The organism is uncultured Maribacter sp. (assembly GCF_947500405.1).
GTDB lineage: Bacteria > Bacteroidota > Bacteroidia > Flavobacteriales > Flavobacteriaceae > Maribacter_B.
Map to the genome: position 1 here is coordinate 99,351 of NZ_CANMRY010000007.1, position 21,516 is coordinate 120,866.

Genomic DNA, 21,516 nt, shown 5'->3' on the forward strand with positions numbered 1-21,516 from the left:
TAATTAGTCAGGAAAACCTCCTTTATCTTTTAGATTGGGAGGTTTTTTATTAGTAAAAAACTAGAATTAGAGTAATTTTTTTATTTTTAATACGTTTTAAAAATTCAATAATTAACAATAACCTAAAAATAAAAATATGGAATGGTTTACAATGGTGCTTAAAAAGTACGCCGAATTTAAGGGGAGATCTAGAAGAAAAGAGTACTGGATGTTTTATTTGTTTAGTACAATTATCAGTGTAGTTTTAAGTATTATAGATGCATCTGTTTTAGGCTTAGAAGGTTTTGGGATAAACACTTTATATAGTTTAGGAGTATTAGTGCCAACAATAGCTGTAGGTGTAAGAAGAATGCATGATGTAGGTAAGAGTGGTTGGTTTTTATTGATACCATTTTACAATTTATACTTGCTATGTACTAACGGAGATGAAGGAACTAATGAGTATGGTCCGGATCCAAAAAATCCAGATAGTGAGCTTAATGAAATAGGAGTTTCAGAAGCTTAAATCTATTTATAATAGTATAGAAAGAGATAAAATGTATACTACGTTTTATCTCTTTTTTGTTTCAATAAAAAAAATATGAATTGGTATTTAAAAGCAATGAAACAGTATGCAGATTTTTCTGGACGATCTAGAAGAAAAGAATATTGGATGTTTAATCTTTTTAATGCAATTATTATAATTAGTATTATAGGTGTAATAGCTGTATTAGGAATAGAGGATTATGTAGTTATGATTCCTGTAGGTTTGTATATGTTGGCAATTGTGATGCCTTCATTAGCTTTAACTGTAAGAAGGTTGCATGACCAAGATAAAAGTGGTTGGTATATATTTGTTCGTTGTATTCCTTTTATTGGTGGAATTTGGTTTTTAGTTTTAATGTGTACAGAAGGGGGAAATAACGCTAACCAATACGGATTAAACCCAAAGAAACCTATAGATAATGAAATAAACGATATAGGTATAACACAAGTTTAATAATAACAGTATTACATATTTTTTGTAAAATGGTTATAATCTTTTAGAACACACTTAATAAAATTTTCGGCAGTAACATCTGGGTGTGGTTCTTCTTCAATTACCCCAATAATTTTTTCTTTTAAAATAAGAATAGTTTTAAAATCATTCGCTTTTTTAGCGCGAATAAAATTTTCTTTAATAATACGCATATCGTTATCTGAGAGTTTAATTACAGAAAGATAAGTGGGTTTGTAATCTTCGGAAACCTCTTGTAATATAGTATGGCTAATGTTTACGTTGTTTTTTAAGGTAATAACTCCAGTTCCAGATGCCATACCACCCAATCTTTGGTGATTTTTAGAGCTTCCAATACTCACTAGAGCAACTACACCAGAGAAAATATTAATATCTACAAAACGCATAGCCCAGCGTATAAAAAAATCTAAAAAAGTAGCACGATAGCCATCAATTTTTACCACTTGAATTTTGGCTATTTTTTTACCTATAGTTTGGCCTAGCATTAAGGACTCTGAAACTATGGTATAAAAAATAACAGGAGATCCTAAAATAATAATAATGGCCATAACACTCCATGGATCTGTATCAAAATTATTTTCAAAACCCATTCCTCCAGTATTAGAAACAGCTCTAAAAATAGCTACAACAACACTTATGTAAGCTATTTTAATAAGCAAGTCAATAAAATAAGCTAAAATACGTTCTCCTACTTCGGCAGCAGTAAAAGCTATGGTTACATTTTGAGTAGTAGTAATTTGTATTTCTGCCATTATATGATTTTATTTGTTAAGCATGAGAGAAATTGCCTTTATTAGACAAAATAAGGAAAAATGGTTACAATTTGAAAAAGCCATTGCGCAAAAAAAAATTGATAATCCTGATGATTTGTCTAATTTATACATGCATTTAATTAATGATTTAGCATACGCCCAAACTTACTACAAAAAAAGCAAACTTGTAACCTATCTTAATAATCTTGCGGTTCGGGTTTATCAAAAAATTTATCAAACTAAAAGAGAGGAGACAAACGTTTTTGTTCATTTCTTTAAAGTAGAAGTTCCACTTTTATTGTATCAATATAAAAGATATATACTGTATTCTTTCTCTTTTTTCATAATTGCGGTTTTAATGGGGGTAGTTTCTGCTGCTAATGATGACACTTTTGTGCGTTTAATTTTAGGGAACAGTTATGTTAACGAAACATTACAAAATATAGAAAACGGCGACCCAGTAGCTATTTATAAAAGTGGAAGTAATTGGGGTAGTTTTATAGGAATTACATTTAATAATTTAAGGGTAGGCCTCATGAGTTTTGTTTATGGCGTAACTGGTGGTATAGGAACAGGATACGTGCTTTTACAAAACGGAATTATGCTTGGGGCTTTCCAATATTTCTTTGAGCAAGAAGGTGTTTTATGGAAAAGTGCCAAAGGAATTTGGATACACGGTGCAATGGAAATTTTTGCTATTGTAATAGAAGGAGCTGCAGGGTTTCTTTTAGGTGCTAGTATTTTGTTTCCTAAAACGTTCTCTAGGCTAAATTCTTTTAAAAGAGGAATACGAGACAGTATTAAAATTGTTATTAGTACATTTCCGTTTACAATTGCAGCAGGTTTTTTAGAAGGTTTTGTTACCCGATATTCTAATATTATGCCTAATTATTTGGCGCTATTTATAATTTTAGGAACCCTTAGTTTAATCTCTTATTACTATTTAATATATCCTTTTAAGGTGTATAAGAAAACAATTCCAAGAAGTGTTAAAAAATAAGAGAATTCCATACTTTTTTGCTTACGTGTTCTATTTTGTAATAGGCACTTTTTTGGTTGCGGCACAAGAAAGTATTGTTCCAAACAAGCCAGAAGAGTTGCGTACGTTACCCAATACCTTTAAGGAAGATTATAGAGGAACAGATTATGACTATAAAGAAACTATTTCTTGGATAGACAAGTTTAAAGCCTGGTTAACAGATTTGCTTACTAGCTGGTTTAGTGTAAAAGATGAAGGAGCTAGGAATATAATTGAAAATCTAAAACTTTTGTTTTTTATTTTAATAATAGTGGGTGTTGTTTATATTATTGTAAGGGTAATTTTAAACAAAGAAGGGCGATGGTTTTTTAGAAAGAAAAAAGAAGAAGCCGGCGAGCTTAATTATGAAATAGGAGAAAATATACAAGAAGTTAATTTTGAAGTTTTAATTCAAGAAGCCTTAGTTAATAAAGACTATCGTTTAGCGGTACGTTATAATTATTTGTTACTTCTTAAAAAATTAGACCAGAATAATATAATTACGTATGATTCTCAAAAAACCAGTTATGATTACCAAGTAGCATTAGAAGGTACTTCTTATGCCAAAGGCTTTAATAAAGCTACGTATTACTTTACCTATATTTGGTACGGTGAGTTTTCTATAGACGAAAAAGAGTATACAACGGCATCAACGGTTTATTCGCAAATTTTAAAATCATTTAAAAATGCGTAAAAAACAATTACTTATTCTTGGAGGGGTATTACTAGTATTTATTTTATTAGTTACAAACCAAAGTAATGAGATAGACTGGTCACCTACTTTTGATGAAACCCAAACAAAACCTCTAGATACTAAAGTTTTTTTTGATCAAATACCATTTTATTTTAAGGGAGAGTCTTCTAAAAAAGTATACACCACTTTTTATGAGTACGATCAGCATTTGCGAATGCAAGAAAAGGATACTTTAAAAAATTATGTTAGTATTTCTGGTAGATATGATATAGACGAAACTTCTTTTAATTCTTTATTAGAATATGTAGAGTATGGTAATCAGGCCTTTATATCGGCCTATTATTTTCCTGAATATGTACAAGATACTTTAGGATTTAAAATGGAATATGATCGAGTAGAAATAAAACAAGAAGAAAAGACACTGTTTTTAAATTATGTTATAGATACTCTAAAATATACTCCAAAGGTTCCTTTTGGTGCTAGTTATTTTTCCGACTCTATTTCAAAAGGAAAAAAACTAGGCTATGTTAAATCACTAGAAAATGAAAAACACTCTAATTTTATAGGTATCCCATACGGAGACGGCGTGTTTTATATACATACTACACCAGAAGTTTTTACGAATTACCAAATGTTAGAGGCAAAAGATGCAGGGTACGTTAGTAGTGTAATTTCCTATTTACCAAAATTGCCAATTTTAGTAGATAAAGCTGTTAAGCTAGACCCAGAAATTAGCAGAAGTCCGTTGCGCTATATACTATCTAAAGAACCTTTAAAATGGGGTTGGTACTTGTTATTAACTACTATAGGCTTGTTTATGCTTTTTAATGCAAAACGTAGGCAGCGTATTATTCCTTTAAAAGACCCATTAAAAAATACAACAACAGAGTTTGTGCAAACGGTTAGTAATTTGCATTATGAGGCCCAAGACTATAATGGTATTATACAAAAAGTAATTGTTCATTTTTTAGAGCATGTGCGTAGTAAATATCATTTGTCTACAGATAAGTTAAATGAAGATTTTGTAACCAAATTAGCATTACGTTCTGGTAAACCTGTAGAAGAAATACAGCAGTTAGTGAGTTTAATTATAAAGATGAAATCGCATCAATTTAGTACAAAAGAACCATTAAAAGCACTGAATAAAGAAATAGAAAAATTCTATAAACAATAAACCGCCAGTAAGATAAAACAATATAGTATGGAAGAAAACAACGATATTGAATTTAATAGTAGGTTAAATTTAGAAGAGCTTAAAGTAAGTGTAGCTCAGATAAAAGAAGAACTTGCAAAAGTAATTGTAGGTCAAAAACATATAGCAAATTTGTTAATTACTGCGCTACTTGCAGAAGGGCATGTTTTGTTAGAAGGGGTTCCTGGTGTTGCCAAAACAATAACAGCAAAGTTATTGGCTAGGTCTTTAGAGGTAGATTTTAGTAGAGTGCAGTTTACACCAGATTTAATGCCGTCAGATGTTTTAGGAACTTCTATATTTAATTTAAAAACTTCCAATTTTGAATTTAAAAAAGGGCCAATTTTTTCTAACATTATTTTGGTCGATGAAATAAACAGAGCACCTGCAAAAACACAAGCCGCTTTGTTTGAAGTTATGGAAGAAAGGCAAGTAACTATGGATGGTGTAAAATACCTACTAGAAGCTCCTTATATGATTTTGGCAACGCAAAACCCAATTGAGCAAGAAGGAACCTACCGTTTGCCAGAAGCACAATTAGACCGTTTTTTGTTTAAAATAACTATAGATTATCCTAATTTAGAAGATGAGGTAGAGATTATTACCAGAGAGCATCAGTTAAAAACAACAAAGCTAGCACAGATAACCAATAGTTTAAGTAAAGAGAAAATAGTACAATACCAAAGTTTAATATCGCAAGTAATTGTAGAGCCGCATTTAATAAAATATATAGCAGAAATTATTCTAAATACCCGTAACAATCCATTTTTATATTTAGGAGCTTCACCAAGAGCGTCTATTGCTGTTCTTAAAGCAAGTAAAGCATTTGCAGCTATAAATGGTAGAGATTTTGTTACTCCAGAAGATATTAGGCAAATTGCTATTCCTGTGTTGCAGCACAGAGTTATAATTACTCCAGAAAGAGAAATGGAAGGAATAACATCGGTACAGATTATTAATGATATTTTACAAAGTGTAGATATTCCTAAATAAGGAAAGTTAATGTCGGAGAATAAAACATCAGAATTTTCTAGAATGCCGTTAATTCGGTTTTTTAAAGACTTGTTTCTAAACAATCGTTTTTTTTATGCGATGTTTGGAATCATAGTTCTATTTGTAGTAAGTTTTATTTTTCCAAGTATATTATTATTAGCTAAACTTTTATTCTTTGTTTTTATAGCACTTGTTCTTGTAGATATATTAATTCTTTTTGGAAATAAAAATGGTATAGAGGCGCAGCGAGAATTGCCAGAGAAATTTTCTAATGGCGATGAGAATAAAGTACCAATTTCCATTACTAATAAATATTCTTTAAAAACGTATTGCACTATTTTAGAAGAGCTTCCAATGCAATTTCAGCAAAGAGATTTTAGTATTGCAATTAGTATTAATGCAAATAAAAAAGAGCAATTAAGTTATACAGTTAGGCCAACAGAAAGAGGAGAATACAATTTTGGAAAACTGTATGTGTATACAGCTAGTAAAATAGGTTTAGCTGTACGCAGGTTTTCTTTTGGAGATTCCCAAATGGTTAAAACATATCCAAGTTTTTTACAATTAAAAAAGTACGATTTAATTTCCTTAAACCAGAGTAGTCTACAATTTGGAATAAAAAAAATAAGACGTATTGGAAATTCTTTTGAATTTGAGCAAATTAAAGAATATGTACAAGGAGATAATATAAAAGACATTAATTGGAAAGCAACTGCAAAGCGTAACCAATTAATGGTAAATCAGTTTCAGGACGAAAAATCGCAACAAATTTATTCCATCATAGATAAAGGTAGAGTCATGAAAATGCCTTTTAAAAACCTTAGCTTGTTAGATTATGCAATAAATGCAGCCTTAGTTATTAGTAGTGTTGTAGTTCGTAAACATGATAAAGCTGGTATGTTCTCATTTTCTAAAAAACCAGAAAACTTTGTGGTAGCAGAGCGTAGAAATGCGCAGATGAATTTAATTCAAGAATCACTATATAATGTAAATACAGATTTTAGCGAATCGGATTTTGGAAATTTATATGGACATATAAAAAGAAAAATAACCACAAGAAGCTTACTATTATTATATACTAATTTTGGAAGTTTAGATGCTGTTCATAGGCAAATGAACTACTTAAGAGCAATTAATAAAAGTCATATGCTAGTAGTTGTTTTCTTTAAGAATACAGAGCTAGAACAGTTAAAAGGGCAAGAAGCAAAAAACACACAAGAAATTTTTGATAAAACTATAGCTGAAAAATTTAGTTATGATAAAAAATTGATAGTGGCAGAGTTAAATAAGTTTGGAATACAAACCATTCTTACCGAACCTCAAAATTTAACAATAGATACTATAAATAAATACCTAGAGATTAAGGCAAAAGGATTATTATAGTTCTTTTTTTAACATCTGTTTTCATTCCTGTGGTATCCTGTTTCTGTTCTTGGTAAAGAATAGCCTATAGTCTACCTTTGCACTTCCTAAAAAGCAAAGTAATTTTTAGGTGTTTTGGGAGACTTATTTGCTATGAAAAAGAATATTCAAGATTTATTACAAGAGCGTATTTTAGTGTTAGATGGCGCTATGGGGACTATGTTGCAGCGCTATAAATTTACAGAAGAAGATTTTCGAGGTGAACGCTTTAAAGATTGGAAATCTCCAGTACAAGGAAATAATGATTTATTGTCTTTAACCCAACCAGAAGCTATTGCAGAAGTACACAGAAAATATTTTGCTGCAGGAGCAGATATTGTAGAAACAAATACATTTTCTAGTACAACAATTGCTATGTCAGATTATGACATGGAAGAGTTGGTGTATGATTTAAATTATGAATCTGCTAGAATAGCAAAAATGGTAGCTGATGAGTTTACAGAAAAAGAACCTCATAAACCACGTTATGTTGTTGGTAGTATTGGACCAACGAATAAGACCGCTAGTATGTCTCCAGATGTAAATGACCCTGGTTACAGAGCTGTTTCTTTTGATGAGTTGCGTATAGCTTACAAGCAACAAGTAGAGGCTTTGTTAGATGGTGGTTCGGATATGCTAATGGTAGAAACAATTTTTGACACCTTAAATGCCAAAGCTGCATTATTTGCTATAGAAGAAGTTAAAGAAGAACGTAATATTGAAGTCCCAATTATGGTTAGCGGAACTATTACAGATGCATCAGGTAGAACATTATCAGGACAAACAGCAGAAGCATTTTTAATTTCTGTTTCTCATATTCCAATTTTATCGGTAGGTTTTAATTGTGCATTAGGAGCCAACCAATTAGTACCTCATTTAGAAGTATTGTCTGCTAAAACTAATTTTGCAGTATCGGCACACCCCAATGCAGGATTACCAAACGCCTTTGGTGAGTATGACGAGACTCCAGAGCAAATGGCAGCACAAATAAAAGAATATGTAGAAAAGAGTTTGGTAAATATTGTGGGTGGTTGTTGTGGTACTACTCCAGAACATATTACAGCAATTGCTGATGTGGTAAAGGATATTAAACCAAGGTCGTTAAACGTTTAGCATTAAACGTTTTTCGTTGTTATTAAATTATTTAAGTTGGACTATAAAGAATTAGATATTTGGATACAGGCACGTAAATTGGTAAAATCTGTTAACGTTTTGACTAAGGTTTTTCCTAAACAAGAGCAATACGAGCTCATTTCTCAAATAAGAAGATGTGTTGTTTTTGTAGAAGAATGTGGAAGAAAATTAAACAAGAAAACTATACATTTTTTAAATATAAGTAGAGGTTCTTTATTTGAATTAGAAACACAATTAATTTTAGCTAACGATTTAGAGTTTCTAGAATCAGACATAAATATTATTTTAAAAGAAGTGGAAAGAGTAAAAAAGTTGTTAAGTGGTTTTATTAATTATTAAAGGAAAATAGGGTGAACAACGAACAACAAACAACGAAGAGCAAAGAACGAAAGTTCTTAAAACTTTCGGGCTTAGAACCTTTAGTTCTCTCTGAGAATACAAATTTTATAAATGTAGGAGAAAGAACCAATGTTGCAGGGTCAAAAAAATTCCTTCGATTAATAAAAGAAGAAAATTTTGAAGAAGCACTTAGTGTTGCTAGGGAGCAGGTAGATGGTGGTGCTCAGATTATAGATATTAACATGGATGACGGACTTATAGATGGTAAGGAAGCCATGGTTAAGTTCTTAAATCTTGTTATTGCAGAACCTGATATTGCTAGGGTTCCTATTATGATAGATAGCTCTAAGTGGGATATTATTGAGGCAGGGTTACAAGTTGTTCAAGGAAAATGTGTAGTAAATTCTATTAGTTTAAAAGAGGGTAAAGAACAATTTATTAATCAGGCTAAACTTATAAAAAGATACGGTGCTGCTGTAATTGTAATGGCTTTTGATGAGGTTGGCCAGGCCGATAATTATGAGCGTAGATTAGAAATAGCAAAACGTTCTTATGACGTTTTGGTAAATGAAGTAAATTTTGCTCCAGAAGATATAATTTTTGATTTAAATATTTTTCCTGTTGCCACAGGTATGGATGAGCATAAGCTTAATGCTATAGATTTTATTGAAGCAACAAGATGGGTAAGAAACAATTTACCACATTGTAGTGTAAGTGGAGGGGTAAGTAATGTCTCGTTTAGTTTTAGAGGAAATAACCCAGTGAGAGAGGCTATGCACTCGGTGTTTTTATACCATGCAATCCAAGCAGGTATGAATATGGGAATTGTAAACCCTAGTCTTTTAGGTGTTTATGATGACATTCCTAAAGACTTGTTAGAACGTGTTGAAGATGTTGTTTTAAATAGGAGAGATGATGCTACCGAAAGATTATTAGATTTTGCAGAAACCGTAGTTGGTACAGCAAAAGAAAGTAAGGTAGATTTATCTTGGAGGGAAGAGCCTTTGCAAAACCGTATTACCCGTGCTTTAGTAAAAGGAATAGATAAGTATATTGTAGAAGATGTAGAAGAAGCTCGTAAAAATGCAGAAAAACCTATAGAAGTTATTGAAGGAAATTTAATGACTGGGATGAACGTTGTTGGAGATTTATTTGGTAGCGGAAAAATGTTTTTACCACAAGTAGTAAAATCTGCCAGAGTAATGAAAAAGGCAGTTGCATATTTATTGCCATATATAGAAGAAGAAAAGCTAAAAAATCCGCAAGTAGGAGATTCGGATAACAATGGAAAAATATTAATGGCAACTGTAAAAGGAGATGTTCATGATATTGGTAAAAATATTGTAAGTGTTGTTCTTGCTTGTAATAATTACGAGATAGTAGATTTAGGTGTAATGGTTCCTCCAGAGAAAATTATTAACGCTGCTATAGAACATAATGTAGATATTATAGGCCTTAGCGGATTAATTACCCCATCTTTAGATGAGATGGTTTTTTTAGCAAAAGAAATGGAACGCCAGAATTTTAATGTTCCTTTATTAATTGGTGGCGCAACAACAAGTAAAGCACATACAGCAGTAAAGATAGATACGCAGTATAGCAATGCAGTAGTCCATGTAAATGACGCCTCTAGAGCAGTTACGGTGGTTGGCGATTTATTACAGAAAGAAACCTCTTTAGATTATAAGAAAAATATAAAGTTAGATTATGAATCTTTCCGAGATAAGTTTCTAAGCAGAACTAAAAAGAAAGAATATAAAACAATAGAAGAAGCTCGTAAAAATAAGTTTCAGATAAATTGGGAAGCATCAAAGATTGTAAAACCAAACAAAATGGGAGTGCAAGTTATAGAAGATGTTTCTTTAAAGAAATTGGAGCCGTATATAGATTGGTCTCCGTTTTTTAGAGGATGGGAATTGCATGGTAAATTTCCAGATATTCTTACGGATGAGGTGGTTGGTAAACAAGCAAAAGAGTTGTTTGATGATGCACAACAAATGCTTCAGAAAATTTTTAAAGAAAAATTGTTTACGGCAAAAGCTATTTTTGGTTTGTTTCCTGCAAATGCAGTTACCGATGATGATATTGCTTTACATCATAACGGAAAGGAGTACTTTTTTAGAACATTAAGGCAACAATTAAGGCGTAGAGAAGGAGTAGCAGATTATGCACTTGCAGATTTTATAGCCCCTAAAGATACAGGGAAACAAGATTATATAGGTTGTTTTTGTGTAAGTACAGGTTTTGGAGTAGATGAAATTGCAGATGCTTACAAGGCAGACTTAGACGATTATAATTCTATTTTAATAAAAGCATTAGCAGATCGTTTGGCAGAGGCTTATGCAGAATATTTACACAAAGAGGTGCGTATAAATCACTGGGGATATGCAGCTAATGAATCTTTAGAAAATGAAGATTTAATAAATGAGACTTATAAAGGAATACGTCCTGCACCAGGATATCCTGCTTGCCCAGATCATTTAGAGAAATTAACTATTTGGGAGCTTTTACAAGTTGAAGAAAAAATTGGAGTTAAATTAACCGAAAGTTTGGCAATGTGGCCAGCATCTAGTGTTAGTGGTTACTATTTTGCCAATGAAGAAGCTCGTTATTTTGGATTAGGAAAAATAAAAGAAGATCAGGTTGCAGATTTTGCAAATCGAAAAGGAATGCCTTTAGAAGAAGCAACGAAATGGTTAGCAACAAATATATCGGACGAATAGAATGAAAAAGTATATAGAAGTTTCTTTAGGTAGTTCTAGTATTAGTCATAGGTATGATACTGATAATAATGAGATAGTGGGAAATTTTCATGTAGAAGGTTTTTCTAAGAAAATTGTAGCAATAGAGCGTATAAAATTGGTCATTGAAAAATATATTTTAAAAGATTATTTGTATGGAAGATGGATTTATTGGGGGTATAAAGAGACATGCAATGATGTGAAATTAATGTTAGGTTTGTAACTATTTTATTCTGTAGATTATGAAGATAGAAAATTATTATTCTACAATTAATGAAGTTTTTAATGGAGAACCTTGGTTTGGAAATTCATTAGTTGGATCTTTACAAAACATTCCTCTTAAAAATTGGAATATAAAACCTAAAAACACTTCTAACTCTATTGCAAGTATAGTTTGTCATGTAATAGATTGGAAGTATTTTGTAATTGAAAAATTAAAAGGAAATGCTTCTTTTGATATAGAACTAAATACTAAAGAAGACTGGAGAGAAAATGTAGTAGTATCTTCGGAAGAAGAAAGAGATAAAATAGTATTAGAATTAAAAGTTTCACAAGAGGAACTTATTAAATTAGTAAAAGAAAAAAAGGAAACTTGGTTAAGTGAAAAAGCCGCTGGTAAAGAATATACAAATGATTTTATGCTACATGGTGTCTTGCAGCATGATGTGTATCATTTAGGGCAAATTAACTTAATCAATAGCCAATTAAATAGCCTGTAAAAGGAAATAAGTTTAGAGTAATGAAAGTAACAGATCACATTAAAAATGCTAAAGGAGAAACATTATTTTCTTTTGAAATAGTACCACCTGTTAAAGGAAAAAATATTCAGCAATTATATGATAATATAGATCCCTTAATGGAATTTAACCCTCCTTTTATTGATGTTACAACCTCCAGAGAAGAATATGTTTATATTAAAAAATCGGGTCTTTTAGATAAGCAAATAACACGTATGCGTCCTGGAACAGTAGGTATTTGTGCTTCTTTAAAACATAAATATAATGTAGATACGGTACCACATGTGCTTTGTGGAGGCTTTACAAAAGAAGAAACAGAATACATGTTAGTAGACTGCCAATATTTGGGAATAGATAATGTTATGGCTTTGCGTGGAGATGCTATGCGAGAAGAACAATATTTTACACCAACAAAAGGCGGTCATCCATACGCAGCAAGTTTAGTTTCTCAAATTCAGAATTTAAATACAGGAAAGTATTTACATGATGATACTCCTATGGAGAATAATGCGAATTTTTGTATTGGTGTAGCGGGGTATCCAGAAAAACATTTAGAAGCACCTTCTTTACAATCAGACCTAAAAAGATTAAAAGAGAAAGTAGATGCTGGTGCGGATTATATAGTTACGCAAATGTTTTTTGATAATCAAAAATATTTTCAGTTTGTAGAAGCGGCAAAGGAAATAGGAATTAATGTGCCTATTATTCCAGGAATAAAACCAATTGCAGTAAAAAGACATTTACAATTGTTACCGCAAGTATTTAAAATAGATCTGCCACAAGATTTAATTGATGCTGTAGATGGTTGTGAAAATAATAAAGCGGTAAGGCAAGTAGGTATAGAGTGGGCAATACAGCAGTCTAAAGAACTAAAAGAAGCGGGGGTGCCGGTATTGCATTATTATTCTATGGGTAAATCTGATAATGTATTTTCTATTGGAAAGGCATTATTTTAAAGAATAGTATTTTTAATAAAAATAAAAGAAATAAGACTAGTCTCAAATTCCTACTTTTGTGGTTTATGAGACTAGTTTTTTTTATAGCCATTATTTTCTCGTTTTCTTTTTGTTTTTCGCAAGAAGATATAGTTCCAAAAAAGTATACCATTGATGCGAATCAATTTTATGGTTCTGTACTTAAACATAACCCAAGTATATCGCATTTAATTACGGAACATCCAGGAGGTCTTATTTTAAGCTTAAATAAGAAAACTTTTGGACAAGAAGAATGGGAGCAAGCCTATAATTATCCAGATTTTGGGTATTCTTTCATATATCAGAATATGAATAATAGTACCCTTGGAGAGCATTATGGCGTTTTTCTTCATTATAATTTTTATTATCTAAAAAGAAACTTGCAATTAAGGTTTGGGCAGGGGGTATCTTACAATACAAACCCATATGATAAGGAAACTAATTTTAGAAATAATGCCTATGGAACTTCTATTATGGCATCGGTATATTTTATGCTTAATTACCATAAAGAAAATATTTATAAAGGTTTAGGTTTTAAAGCAGGACTATCTTTAATACATTACTCTAATGGTAGTTTTAAATCGCCAAATACATCAACCAATACATTAGCTTTTAATGCGGGACTTGTGTATGATTTAGATGGAGGTAAAGAAATACATTTTAATGTAAGTGTAGAGAAAGAAAATTTTAAAGAGCCAATAAAATATAATCTAGCTTTACGAGGTGGAATTAATAGTAGTGATGTTGAAGGAATGGGGCAATATCCTTTTTATATTATATCTGCATACGCAGATAAACGTATAGGAAGAAAAAGTGCTTTCCATTTAGGAACCGATATTTTCTTTTCTAGGTTTTTAAAAGAGTTAATACGTTATAGAAGTATATCTTTTCCAGAGGATGCTATTTCTGGGGATACAGACTATAAGAGAGTTGGTGTTTTTGTGGGGCATGAATTATTTATAAATAAACTATCTATTACCACTCAATTAGGATATTATATTTATTATCCTTTTGATTTTGAGGGGAGAATGTATAATAGATTAGGTTTAAAAAGATATTTAGGAGAGAAGGTTTTTGCGGTAGTATCTTTAAAATCTCATGCAGCAAATGCAGAAGCTATTGAATTTGGAGTAGGAATTCGGTTTTAAAATAAACAAGTGAAAAAAATAAAACGCATATATTTTTTAGTAGTATTAATAAACTTTGCATGTAGTAGTACCAATGCTCCAGATTGTTTTCAGGCATCAGGAGATATTAGTATAGAGGAAGTAACAGTACCTGTCTTTAATAAAATTACAGTTTTTGAAAACATAGAGCTTATTCTTAAAGAGGGAGAGCAAAACGTAGCAATAGAAACTGGAGAATTTTTAAGAGAAGAAGTAACTGCAATTGTAGAAGAAGGCAGGTTAGTTTTAAGAGATAATAACAATTGTAACTTTGTTAGAAACTATGGCATAACAAAAATCTATGTAACAGCACCTAATATTACAGAAATACGAAGCAGTACTAGTTGGCCCGTTCGTAGCGATGGTGTGTTGTCTTATAGTAGCTTAACATTATTATCAGAGAGTTACGGAGAGCCAGAAGTAGAAACAACAGATGGGGAATTTAATTTAGCATTAAATTCAAATACTATTTCTATAGTGGTAAATGGAAATTCTTACTTTAAACTTTCTGGAACAACAAATAATTTAAATGTGGTTATAGCTGCAGGAGATTCTAGGATAGAAACAGAAAACCTTATCAGTAAAAATGTAACATTCAATCATAGAGGTTCAAATGATTTACTTATATCTCCACAAGAAGCTCTAAATGGTGTTTTACGAGGGCCGGGAGATGTTAGGAGTTTTAATAAACCACCTATAGTTTCTGTAGAAACGCTATATACAGGGCAATTAATTTTTGAGGTTAATTAATTAATCTGTCATGAAAAACCCTATTATACAATATTTAAAAAAAACATTTCTTTCTAAGAGAATAATAGGGGATAAAAAAGAATTAAATAGACTAGTTAGAGCTGACGTTCTTTTACAAAATTTAATTGAAGAGAAGAAAATACCAGGCCTTGCTATTACTGTTTTAGAAAAAGGAAAAGTCAAATTTCAAAAAGGATATGGGTATGCTAATCTAGAAGAGAAAATTCTAGTAGACCCTATAACAACTCAATTTAGAATAGCAAGTGTTTCTAAGCCCATTGCGGCAACAGCTTTAGCGCATATGGTTGCAGATGGAGTTATAGATTTAGATGCTTCTTTTTATAAATACGTTCCGTATTACCCAAAAAAGAAATGGGATTTTACCATAAGGCAACTGGCAAGCCATACTGCAGGAATAAGAAGTTATGAAGGAATGGAGTATGCCTTAAATAAACCCTATACTATAAAAGAGAGTATAGCTATTTTTAAGGAGGATATTTTGCTATTTAAACCAGGAACAGATTATTTATATAATAGCTTTGATTGGGTTTTAGTTTCTCTTGCAATGCAAGAGGCTAGTGGAATACCTTTTGAGGAGTATGTAACGGAAAAGGTTTTAAAACCTTTAAGAATGAAAAATACGGTTGCAGAAATTCAGGAACATGTATATCCAAATGCGACTTCTTTTTATGTAAAAAACAGATTAGGTTTTAGAGAAGCTATTCCAGTAAATAATTTCTATAAGTTAGCGGGAGGAGGGTTTCTCTCTACTACAGTAGATATAGCAAATTTTGGACAAACTTTTTTAGATAATAAATGTCTTAACAAAGAGATTTTAAGTCAGTTCTTAACTTCAGAAATAATAAATAATAAGCCAACGTATTATGGTCTTGGTTGGCAGGTTAGCCAAGATAGCATGGGTAGAGATTATTATGGACACGTAGGAAATGGAGTAGGCGGGTATTCTAACTTTTATGTGTACCCTAAAGAGCAGTTAGTTTTTTCAATTTTAATAAATGGTACCAATCCTAAAATACAAGACGTTTTAGATGAGGTTATTTCTTTCATTATAGGTTAAATATAATATTATTTTTTTAAGGTTGTAAGTTATTGCAATAAAGTAAGAAGGTTCTTCGTTTTCGCTAAGGAATCAACCATAAAACAAAAATTAAAAGTATGAAAAAAGTAAACGTATTCTTAATGGGCTGTTTAGCAATTGCTGCATTATCATGTTCTAAAGATGATGAAAACAAATTGGATAGTAACCCAGATCCAGACGGAGTTAATAAGAAAGAAGAAGTTTTATTAGATGTAAATGCGGTAAGCAGTGGCGTAATCATAGAAGGAGCTACAAAGAAACAAGGAAGTCCAGTTCCTAGCGGAGATATAGAATTTAGTTTAGACTATGAAAAGCAAACTGCTTTTCAAACAAACGGTTTTGATATACAATTTAAAGCTCCACAAGGTTTCGCAGGTGCTTATGTACAATTGAAAGACGAAAACGGAATGGCGGATTCTTATTTTGATATTCCTGTAGGAGCTACTTCTGGAGTATATGATAAAGCAGCAAAAACCACTAAAAGAGGTTTTTTTGCAAATAAAAAATCGGCTAAAAGTAATATTGCAGGAAAAGGTGAAGACACATCTATAGATGTAAATTTTGAAACAGAAGTTACTGCAGGTACTTTTTGTTATGTAATTTGTGTATATGATGGTCAGGGAAATATTAGTGAGCCAGAAGAAGTTTGTGTAACTGTAGAGTCTTGGGGTGGTAATACTAATCTAGTAGCAGATTGGGGTTTTACAAAAGAAATAGATAATGGAGAAACAATAAATAAAGGAGAAGAGTATTGTGATGAAGATGGGTATACAACTACTTTAGATTGCGCAAGTGGAGAAACTAAAGAGATTACAATAGAATATTGTTATACTACAAATAGTTTGCTAATGACTTTTAATAGTGATGGTACCTACGAGTATACTTATAATGATACGGATAGAGATTTTGATTGGGATGCTTCAAAGGAATCTTGTGAAGCAGTTTATGAAGATGAAGAAGAAATATATGTATCTAAAGGAAACTGGGCTTATAATGAAGAGGAAAGTAAATTAACCATAGTAGAGTTTGAGTATACAGAAACGTATAATGGAGAAACAGAATCAGGAGTTGAAGAAGATGGTTATTTAGCTTTTGATGGAGAGATAACACTTACTGCGGATAAATTAGTTATTATAGAAAAAGATACTTACGAAGGAGAAGAAGAAGTATACGAGTATCATTTTAATAAAAAATAAGATAAAAACGTATCTATACTATAAAAACTCTCCAAACGGAGAGTTTTTTTGTTTCAATTATTCGTAACAATAATTGATAAATATAAAATTATTGTTATTATATGTTGTATATATTTAAAAATAAATAAAAATAAAGATTAAAGCTTTTGTTTTTGAATATAATGATTACATTAGCCCCAGTTTTATAAGAAAATGACAAATAAATATTTCTTTAACAGTTTTACATTCTATTTCTTTTTTAAAAGAAGTACGGGACTGTTCTAGCATATTTTAAAACATATATAGAGTAAAGTTCCGATACATATCGGAACTTTTTTTTTGAAGAAAAGTGAATAATAAACTACATAGAAGCGTAGTAATTTAGAGTAAATGAAATTAAATATAGCCATACAAGGAATAAAAGGGTCTAACCACCACCAGGTAGCAAAAGACTATTTTGGAGATAGTGTAGATTTGGTAGAATGTTTATCATTTGATTTTCTTGTAGATCAGTTATTACAAGGTAAAGCAGATAAAGGGGTTATGGCTATAGAAAATTCTATTGCAGGATCTATTATTCCTAATTATGCATTAGTATATCATAATAATTTGCATATAATAGGAGAGCATTATCTTAATATTCACCATAATCTTATGGTGTTAAAGGGGCAAAAAATTGAGGATATAGAAGAAGTTAGATCGCACCCTATGGCACTATTGCAATGTAAGGAGTTTTTTAGAGCGTATCCGCACATTAAAATGGTAGAAGATGTAGATACAGCAGAAACCGCAAAACAAATACAAGAAAAGAAGTTAAAGAATATTGCGGCTATAGCTCCTAATGTTGCAGCAGAGTTATATAATTTAGATATAATAGCACCAGAAATACAAACTATAAAAAATAATTCTACCAGATTTATTATAGTAAAAACAACCAATAAAGAATTACCTAAAGAAGAAATTAACAAAGCGTCTATACGTTTTGTAACAGACCATAAAAGAGGAAGCTTAGCAGCTGTTTTAAATGTAATGAGCGATTGTAGTTTAAACTTAACTAAAATACAATCCCTTCCAATTATAGAAACACCATGGAAGTATGCTTTTTTTGTAGATATTACTTTTGATAATTATAGTAATTTTGACAAAGCAAAATCGCTCTTAGAGATTATGGCAGAAGATTTTAAAGTATTAGGAGAATATAAAAATGCAAGAGCATGATTACTACTGCGGAAAGATTAAAAACAGTTGAAGAATACTACTTTTCTAAAAAATTAAGAGAAGTACGCGGATTAATATCTGAGGGTAAACCTATTATTAATATGGGTATAGGTAGTCCAGATTTGGCACCTTCAGAAGCAGTTATAAAAGCAGTAGCTAGTTCTTTAAATGATAACGGTGCACACCAATACCAAAGTTACCAGGGGTTACCAGAATTAAGAGAGGCTATAGTGGCTTTTTATAAAAATAAATTTGAAGTAACGGTCAATCCAACTAATGAGGTGCTACCATTAATGGGTTCTAAGGAAGGTATCATGCATATTAGTATGGCTTTTTTAAATCCAGGAGATCAAGCTTTAATTCCAAATCCAGGATACCCAACCTATACATCTGTTACTAAATTAGTAGGGGCTATACCTAAGCAGTATAATCTTACGGCAGAAAATAATTGGTTTCCAGATTTAGAAGAATTAAGAAAACAAGATTTATCTAAAGTAAAAATTATGTGGGTTAGTTATCCACATATGCCAACAGGAGCAACAGCATCAAAAGAAAAATTACAAGAGCTAGTAAATTTTGCAAAGGATAATTCTATTTTATTGGTTAATGATAATCCATATAGTTTTGTTTTAAGCAAAAACCCAACAAGTATATTAGCTTTAGAGAATGCTAAAGATGTAGTTTTAGAATTAAATTCTTTAAGTAAAACCTTTAACATGGCAGGTTGGCGAGTAGGTATGGTTTTGGGGAGTGCCTCTCATATAAATGCTATTTTAAAAGTAAAAAGTAATATGGATTCTGGTATGTTTTATGGCATACAAAAAGGAGCAATTGCGGCATTACAAAGTGGGCAAGAGTGGTTTAATGCTTTAGATGAGGTATATACTTCAAGAAGAGACTTAATGTTTCAATTAGCAGATAAACTAAACTGTAAATATGATAAAAATGCAGTAGGTATGTTTGTTTGGGCAAAATTACCAGAAGGAGCTAAAACCTCTGAAGAATTTGTGGATGAGGTATTATATGATAAAAACATATTTATAGCTCCAGGAACCATTTTTGGGAGCAATGGGGAAGGGTATATACGTTTTTCATTATGTGTAAAAGAAGAAAAAATAAAAGAAGCAATAGCAAGATTTTAATAAAATGAATGTATTTGTAATTGGTGTAGGATTAATAGGAGGTTCCATGGTAAAAGACATTAAGCGCTTAATACCTAATGTTACTATTTATGGGATTGATGCAAAACAGGAGCATATAGATGAGGCACTGTCTTTAGGAATAATAGAAGAGCAAGCAGACTATAGTCAATTACCAATTGCAGATGTAGTAATTGTAAGTATTCCCGTAGATGCAATGATTTTAGAATTGCCTAAAATATTAGATTTGGTTAATGACGATTGCGTAGTTTTTGATGCAGGTTCAACTAAATTACAAATATGTAAAGTATTAGAGGAGCACCCAAAAAGGAGAAACTTTTTAGCTTGCCACCCTATTTCTGGAACAGAATTTTCTGGACCATCTGCTGCAATTAATAGCTTGTATGAAGGTAAAACTAATATAATATGCGAAGTAGAAAAAACAGCATTTAAATTGCAAGAAAAAGCATTAACAATTTTTCAGGCTTTAGGAATGCGTATTAGGTACATGAATCCAGAAGCGCATGATAAGCATATAGCGTACGTATCACATTTGTCACACATAAGTTCTTTTATGTTAGGAAAGACGGTTATTGAGAAAGAAAAAAATGAACGTGATATTTTTGACATGGCGGGGAGTGGATTTGAAAGCACAGTACGTTTAGCAAAAAGCTCACCAGCTATGTGGACACCTATCTTTAAGCAAAATAAAGATAATGTAGTAGAAACTTTAGAAGGGTATATAAGCAACCTTACAGCCTTTAAGAAAATGCTGCTTGCAGACGATTATGAAGGCATTTATAATGAAATGAATAGTACTAATAAAATTAAAGAAATATTAAACGGAATACCACAAACAAAGAATAAAGTATAAGTAAAATGAAGAATTCAAAAGAAATGAGAACATGGTTGGATGACATGCAGCTAGATCATCCACTAGTAATAGCAGGGCCATGTAGTGCTGAAACAGAAGAGCAAGTGTTAAAAATTGCTCATGAATTAAAAGATACCGATGTAAGTTATTACAGAGCAGGTATCTGGAAGCCAAGAACTCGTCCAGGGAATTTTGAAGGCGTAGGTATTTTAGGGCTTAAATGGCTACAAAAAGTAAAAGCAGAAACAGGTATGAAAACCTGTACGGAAGTTGCAAATAGAGCTCACGTAGAACTAGCTTTAGAACATGATATAGATTTATTATGGATTGGTGCTCGTACTTCTGTAAGTCCATTTATTATGCAAGAAATTGCAGATGCATTAGCAGGTACAGATAAAATAGTTCTAGTAAAAAACCCAATTAACCCAGATTTATCTTTATGGTTAGGTGGTATAGAGCGTTTACATACAGCTGGTATTAAAAACTTAGGAGCAATACATAGAGGTTTTTCTACGTATGAGAAAACTAAATATAGAAACATTCCAGAGTGGCAATTAGCTATTGAGTTTAAAAACAAATTTCCAGATTTACCATTAATAAACGATCCATCACATATTACAGGTAATAGAGAAATGATTTTTGATGTTTCGCAGACTGCATTGGACCTTAATTTTGATGGTTTAATGATTGAAACTCATTTTGATCCAGATAATGCTTGGAGTGATGCTGCGCAGCAAGTAACACCTGCAAAATTGGTTCAGATAATGAAAGATTTAAAAATTAGAAAAGAGTCTGATCCAGAAGCAGAGTATAATAAAGAATTAACAAACTTACGTGCGCAGATTGATGTTATTGATAATCAATTAATAGAATCTTTAGGGAAGCGTATGAAAATTTCTGATAGTATTGGAAAACTTAAAAAAGAGAAAAACGTTGCCGTATTACAAAGCAATCGTTGGAACCAAATTTTAGGTGCTATGATTTTAGAAGGAGAATCTAAAGGATTAAGTGAAGAGTTTGTTTTAAGAATGTTTAAGGCAATTCACCAAGAGTCTATTAATCATCAAGAAAAGATTGTAAATAACTAAATAATTAAAAGTCCCGACTTAATTAAGTCGGGACT

22 protein-coding genes are annotated in these 21,516 nt (G+C 31.4%); 21 read left to right on the top strand and 1 reads right to left on the bottom strand.

What is annotated here, in order from left to right; all coding sequences use genetic code 11:
• The first annotated feature begins 136 nt into the window (after positions 1 to 136).
• Positions 137 to 505: a DUF805 domain-containing protein gene (locus Q0945_RS11060; RefSeq protein WP_299434489.1), complete on the top strand. Its 369-nt coding sequence runs from the start codon at positions 137 to 139 to the stop codon at positions 503 to 505.
• Positions 506 to 580: 75 nt separating this feature from the next.
• Positions 581 to 979, top strand: a complete 399-nt coding sequence (locus Q0945_RS11065) for a DUF805 domain-containing protein (RefSeq protein WP_299434491.1) — start codon at positions 581 to 583, stop codon at positions 977 to 979.
• An 11-nt stretch (positions 980 to 990) separates the two neighbouring features.
• Here Q0945_RS11065 and Q0945_RS11070 read toward each other — a convergent pair whose 3' ends face one another.
• Entirely contained in the window at positions 991 to 1,749 is a 759-nt protein-coding gene (locus Q0945_RS11070) for an RDD family protein (protein ID WP_299434493.1), read from the bottom strand.
• A gap of 22 nt (positions 1,750 to 1,771) precedes the next feature.
• Here Q0945_RS11070 and Q0945_RS11075 point away from each other — a divergent pair, with 22 nt between their 5' ends.
• The 19 genes from Q0945_RS11075 to Q0945_RS11165 all read left to right on the top strand — a co-directional run bounded on the left by Q0945_RS11075 (position 1,772) and on the right by Q0945_RS11165 (position 21,481).
• On the top strand, positions 1,772 to 2,749 hold the full coding sequence (locus tag Q0945_RS11075) for a stage II sporulation protein M (RefSeq protein ID WP_299434495.1): 978 nt from the start codon (positions 1,772 to 1,774) through the stop codon (positions 2,747 to 2,749).
• Between the two features lie 25 nt (positions 2,750 to 2,774).
• Positions 2,775 to 3,461, top strand: a complete 687-nt coding sequence (locus Q0945_RS11080) for a hypothetical protein (RefSeq protein ID WP_299434497.1) — start codon at positions 2,775 to 2,777, stop codon at positions 3,459 to 3,461.
• Complete coding sequence (locus Q0945_RS11085; protein ID WP_299434499.1) at positions 3,454 to 4,635, top strand: hypothetical protein; 1,182 nt, start codon at positions 3,454 to 3,456, stop codon at positions 4,633 to 4,635. Before Q0945_RS11080 ends, Q0945_RS11085 begins: the two co-directional genes overlap by 8 nt.
• Before the next feature lie 27 nt (positions 4,636 to 4,662).
• On the top strand, positions 4,663 to 5,646 hold the full coding sequence (locus Q0945_RS11090) for a MoxR family ATPase (RefSeq protein WP_299434501.1): 984 nt from the start codon (positions 4,663 to 4,665) through the stop codon (positions 5,644 to 5,646).
• 9 nt (positions 5,647 to 5,655) lie between these two features.
• On the top strand, positions 5,656 to 7,029 hold the full coding sequence (locus Q0945_RS11095; RefSeq protein WP_299434503.1) for a DUF58 domain-containing protein: 1,374 nt from the start codon (positions 5,656 to 5,658) through the stop codon (positions 7,027 to 7,029).
• Between the two features lie 132 nt (positions 7,030 to 7,161).
• Positions 7,162 to 8,160, top strand: a complete 999-nt coding sequence (locus Q0945_RS11100) for a homocysteine S-methyltransferase family protein (protein ID WP_299434505.1) — start codon at positions 7,162 to 7,164, stop codon at positions 8,158 to 8,160.
• 36 nt (positions 8,161 to 8,196) lie between these two features.
• The gene (locus Q0945_RS11105) at positions 8,197 to 8,520 is read left to right on the top strand and encodes a four helix bundle protein (RefSeq protein WP_299434507.1); all 324 of its coding nucleotides are present in this window, start codon (positions 8,197 to 8,199) and stop codon (positions 8,518 to 8,520) included.
• A gap of 11 nt (positions 8,521 to 8,531) precedes the next feature.
• Positions 8,532 to 11,243 (top strand): methionine synthase, encoded by a 2,712-nt coding sequence (gene metH / locus Q0945_RS11110; RefSeq protein ID WP_299434509.1) that lies wholly within the window; start codon positions 8,532 to 8,534, stop codon positions 11,241 to 11,243.
• 1 nt (position 11,244) lies between these two features.
• Positions 11,245 to 11,484, top strand: coding sequence for a hypothetical protein (locus Q0945_RS11115; protein WP_299434511.1), 240 nt, complete (start codon positions 11,245 to 11,247; stop codon positions 11,482 to 11,484).
• A 19-nt stretch (positions 11,485 to 11,503) separates the two neighbouring features.
• Positions 11,504 to 11,980 (top strand): DinB family protein, encoded by a 477-nt coding sequence (locus tag Q0945_RS11120; protein WP_299434513.1) that lies wholly within the window; start codon positions 11,504 to 11,506, stop codon positions 11,978 to 11,980.
• 20 nt (positions 11,981 to 12,000) lie between these two features.
• Positions 12,001 to 12,954 carry a methylenetetrahydrofolate reductase [NAD(P)H] gene (metF, locus tag Q0945_RS11125; protein WP_299434515.1) on the top strand — a complete coding sequence of 318 codons (954 nt, stop codon included), beginning with the start codon at positions 12,001 to 12,003 and terminating at the stop codon, positions 12,952 to 12,954.
• A 65-nt stretch (positions 12,955 to 13,019) separates the two neighbouring features.
• Positions 13,020 to 14,120, top strand: coding sequence for an acyloxyacyl hydrolase (locus tag Q0945_RS11130; RefSeq protein ID WP_299434517.1), 1,101 nt, complete (start codon positions 13,020 to 13,022; stop codon positions 14,118 to 14,120).
• Between the two features lie 9 nt (positions 14,121 to 14,129).
• Positions 14,130 to 14,888: a head GIN domain-containing protein gene (locus Q0945_RS11135; protein ID WP_299434519.1), complete on the top strand. Its 759-nt coding sequence runs from the start codon at positions 14,130 to 14,132 to the stop codon at positions 14,886 to 14,888.
• 10 nt (positions 14,889 to 14,898) lie between these two features.
• On the top strand, positions 14,899 to 15,966 hold the full coding sequence (locus Q0945_RS11140; protein ID WP_299434521.1) for a serine hydrolase domain-containing protein: 1,068 nt from the start codon (positions 14,899 to 14,901) through the stop codon (positions 15,964 to 15,966).
• 98 nt (positions 15,967 to 16,064) lie between these two features.
• Positions 16,065 to 17,183, top strand: a complete 1,119-nt coding sequence (locus Q0945_RS11145) for a hypothetical protein (protein ID WP_299434523.1) — start codon at positions 16,065 to 16,067, stop codon at positions 17,181 to 17,183.
• Positions 17,184 to 17,552: 369 nt separating this feature from the next.
• Positions 17,553 to 18,380 (top strand): prephenate dehydratase, encoded by an 828-nt coding sequence (locus tag Q0945_RS11150; RefSeq protein ID WP_299434525.1) that lies wholly within the window; start codon positions 17,553 to 17,555, stop codon positions 18,378 to 18,380.
• Positions 18,377 to 19,522, top strand: a complete 1,146-nt coding sequence (locus Q0945_RS11155; RefSeq protein WP_299434527.1) for an aminotransferase class I/II-fold pyridoxal phosphate-dependent enzyme — start codon at positions 18,377 to 18,379, stop codon at positions 19,520 to 19,522. Before Q0945_RS11150 ends, Q0945_RS11155 begins: the two co-directional genes overlap by 4 nt.
• 4 nt (positions 19,523 to 19,526) lie before the next feature.
• Entirely contained in the window at positions 19,527 to 20,393 is an 867-nt protein-coding gene (locus Q0945_RS11160; RefSeq protein ID WP_299434529.1) for a prephenate dehydrogenase, read from the top strand.
• 5 nt (positions 20,394 to 20,398) lie between these two features.
• Positions 20,399 to 21,481, top strand: a complete 1,083-nt coding sequence (locus Q0945_RS11165; RefSeq protein ID WP_299434531.1) for a bifunctional 3-deoxy-7-phosphoheptulonate synthase/chorismate mutase type II — start codon at positions 20,399 to 20,401, stop codon at positions 21,479 to 21,481.
• Positions 21,482 to 21,516: the final 35 nt, after the last annotated feature.